The following is a 3,411-nucleotide window of genomic DNA, read 5'->3' as shown; positions in this document are numbered from 1 at the left end:
GTTTATTTTTCCGTGTAAGGCATCCATTTTTTGTTTTAGATCCAAAATGGCCGCACTGTAACGCTCGTCCCATTCTGCCAGTCTATCTGTCGACTTGATTTCTATTTCATATTGAATTCCAGGAAGAACCCAGGATGCATAACCACTAAATGGGTCATTTGAGGCATATAACGAACGGTACCAATTCCCAAAATACATTCCTTTGGGATCGATAAAGCTCTTTTCAAAAGCGATGAGGTCTTTGTTGAAGTCTTTGACTTTTTTTGCGTCGGGAGTAGCCGTTGCCAACATATTGGCAATCGCACCTTCCAAACTTTCTGCACTTTCCTTCAATTCGCTTATCGCAGCTTTTGATTTTTCAAATCCTTGGAAGCCAGTGTCAAAGGATTTCACTTGTCTATCAGCATTGGCAAAGTGTAACTCCAAATCCTTGGCATAGCGTGTCAGCTGATAAGGAATTAAGTCGGCATTTGCCAATCTAAGCGCAATGATTCCTATTAATTGTTCTACTGTTCCTCCCATTTTAAAACTTGGATCAGCAAATTTTTCATAGAAGTACATGTCGTCATAATTGGTATGATAAAGAGAAGGACCACCTGCACCTCCGCTAATGGAAGGTATACCTGCGTGCATGTAGAAAGCAATATGATCTGACCCTCCACCAAGGTTGCCAATGTTCGGTTCACTTCTTTGGCCTGCCCAGATTTCATAAACTGTTTTGGCAGAGTCCGGATACATGACTTCTTTGGCTGCATCCATAATTATTTTCTTAAGGGTAGGAGAGGCGGAAGCACCAAAGTTCCTGCCACCCACGGCAGCATCTAAATTGATATAGGCAACTGCCTTGGCGTTGAGCTCATCTCTAAGTTGTTCAACCCACTCTGTAGAACCGATGACACCGTGTTCTTCTGCATCCCAATGGGCAATTAAAATTGATCTTGAAGGCCTATTACCTTCTGATGCCAATTTCCCTAAGGTTTCGGTCATGCTCAATAACATGGCTGTACCTGAATTGGGATCTGTGGAGCCAAATGACCAAGCATCATAATGGCAGCCCAAAATTATCCATTCATCAGGGTGAGTGGCACCTTTTAAGGTTCCTACGACATTGTTGGCCCTGACAAACCCCTGTTCTTGTTCTACTTTCAACCTGACCTGCAAATCAGGTCCACCTTCCAAACGGTAGGTAAACGGCAATCCTCCCTGCCATCTAGCAGGAACTGGTCTACCATCCATTCTACTCAATATTTCCTGGGCGGAGCCATAAGAGATAGGCGTGACAGGAATGCTGTGTAAGCCCTTGACATCTTTCGGGTCTAACCTCTTGATCTTAGTTTTACTATCCAAAGGCAACGCGGGTTCAAATGGAGTCAAAGCATCTCCTGTCCAATCTACGGTCAAAAGGGAGCCTCTTTGGATGGAATTGTCATTGAAAAGAAACCCTTCAGGATATACAGGTCCTCTTACATAGCCTGCATCTGCAGGATCGGTAAATATGATCAAACCAGCAGCACCATATTGCGCTGCAAATTTAGCCTTATATCCCCTAAAATTGCCACCATAGCGTGCCAAGACAATTTTGTCCTTTACATTGACACCTAATTGCTCCAATTTCTCAAAATCTGCTTTGGTACCGTAATTGGCATAAACTACTTCAGCTGTAACATCTCCGCTTCCGGAAAATGCATTCCAACCTTTTTTTAACTCGGGATGCCTTGAATATGGGTTGTCATCGACTATATACTCCTGCTGATTCAAAGGTTTACGGATAGGATAAACCAATTCAATCAATGACTCTCCCTGTCCTTTGGTCAGGTAGACATCATAGGGATATACCTGAACATCCCATCCTGCATTTTTCATGACTTCCACCATGTAGTCTTTCACCTTTTCATTGGCTTCGCTTCCCGCAGTATGGGGATGTTCCGTAATCGTTTCAAGGTGGGATTTGAAGCTACCGAAGTCAACAGCTTCTTTAAATTTATTTTCTGATTGCAATTGTTTTTCAGCAGCATTCTTTGAGAAACCGTCTATGGACTGGGCCTGTAAAGTAAAGCATAAGCTGGCTGCAAAAATTAAGCTAAGTGAATAATGTTTCTTCATGGACTTTGTTCTTTAATGGGTCATGATTTACAAATATATTTATTGTCTTTTAATCGATAGATTATAATTTTTGAATGGTAAATTTTTGGTTTGGCAAATTGCACTGTTTTTATTTTTATACCAGTTTTTGATCAAAATCGCTATCATATTAGCTCTTTTTGTCGAAAAAAGCTTATTATTATCTCATTATTGCCTGAATTTTCAAAGTCGACTTATTGTAAAAGATGATAAAGGAAAGTAAAAAAGAAGTAAGCTTAGAAAATCTTGCGCTCGTTCCCCAGCTAACCCTGGATTGTGTGATTTTTGGGTTCCATGACAATGCTTTAAAGGTATTATTGTTGAAATGGAAACAAACGCCATATCATAGTTTGCCAGGTGGTACAGTAAGGCAGGATGAATCATTAGATGATGCAGCCAAAAGGATTCTCAAAGAACGCACAGGTTTGGATAAGATTTTTTTACGCCAATTTCATACTTTCGGAAGCTTGCAAAGATACAATTTGGAAAGAATTAAAACTGCTTTGGGCCATTTGATACAACCTGAATTATGGTATGAAAGGGCTATTTCTGTTGGCTATTATGCACTGGTAGATTATGAGGAAGTGTTTCCGAATCCAGATGACCTATCTGAAAGTTGTGATTGGTGGGAATTGAAAGAGGTGCCCGATTTACTTTTTGACCATAATGAAATCCTGGAGAAAGCACTTCATGCCCTCAGATTGGAATTGAGTTTTCAACCTATAGGGTTAAATCTACTTCCCGAAAAGTTTACTATGCCTGATATGATGCGTATGTATGAGGCCATTCTTGGGAAAAAGATCGATCCTAGAAACTTCCAAAAGAAAATACTAAAATCCGGAATTGTAAATAAACTCGATCAGGTAAAAAGGGGTGTTGCCCATAAGTCTCCATACCTGTATTCTTTTGATAAAGAAAAATACAAGGAGGTCTTGAAAGAAGGTGGGTTATTTTTTACATAAAAAAGGTCCGATGCTAAGCATCAGGCTTTACTTTGGCAGAAAGTGGGGGAAATGAACTATACTCTTAATCCCTTCTAGGCATAGTCTCTTATCAGCACCTCTGAAATTTAGGTGAACACTGGATTAGGTTTGAAACCTCACCCTAATATTTTTACCAATTTGTAATGGGCCAATTTATCCATATTCCCAAATTACATAATTCTGTTCCTATTGAATTACAGGTTCATTATGATAAAAAGCTAGGATCGAGCGTATGAAAAAGCTTTTGTAAAGCTTTTTAGCGAGAGGCCGGGTTGCAGGTTAGCCAATTTACACCTAACGTCTGGGT

At 40.1% G+C, this 3,411-nt stretch carries 2 protein-coding genes; one reads left to right on the top strand and one right to left on the bottom strand.

The genetic code is table 11. The annotated features are described in order from the left end of the window. A partial coding sequence (locus QZT73_RS09760) for a M28 family peptidase (protein WP_291783122.1) occupies window positions 1–2,103 on the bottom strand: 2,103 nt, incomplete at its 3' end. 224 nt (window positions 2,104–2,327) lie between these two features. Between QZT73_RS09760 and QZT73_RS09755 the strand changes: the two genes are divergently transcribed. Then, complete coding sequence (locus QZT73_RS09755) at window positions 2,328–3,083, top strand: NUDIX domain-containing protein (RefSeq protein ID WP_291783124.1); 756 nt, start codon at window positions 2,328–2,330, stop codon at window positions 3,081–3,083. The last annotated feature ends 328 nt before the right edge of the window (window positions 3,084–3,411 follow it).

The sequence above is a fragment of the Cecembia sp. genome (assembly GCF_007126775.1).
In the GTDB taxonomy this organism is placed as follows: Bacteria; Bacteroidota; Bacteroidia; order Cytophagales; family Cyclobacteriaceae; genus Cecembia.
This window is presented reverse-complemented; position numbering and strand designations above follow the sequence as displayed.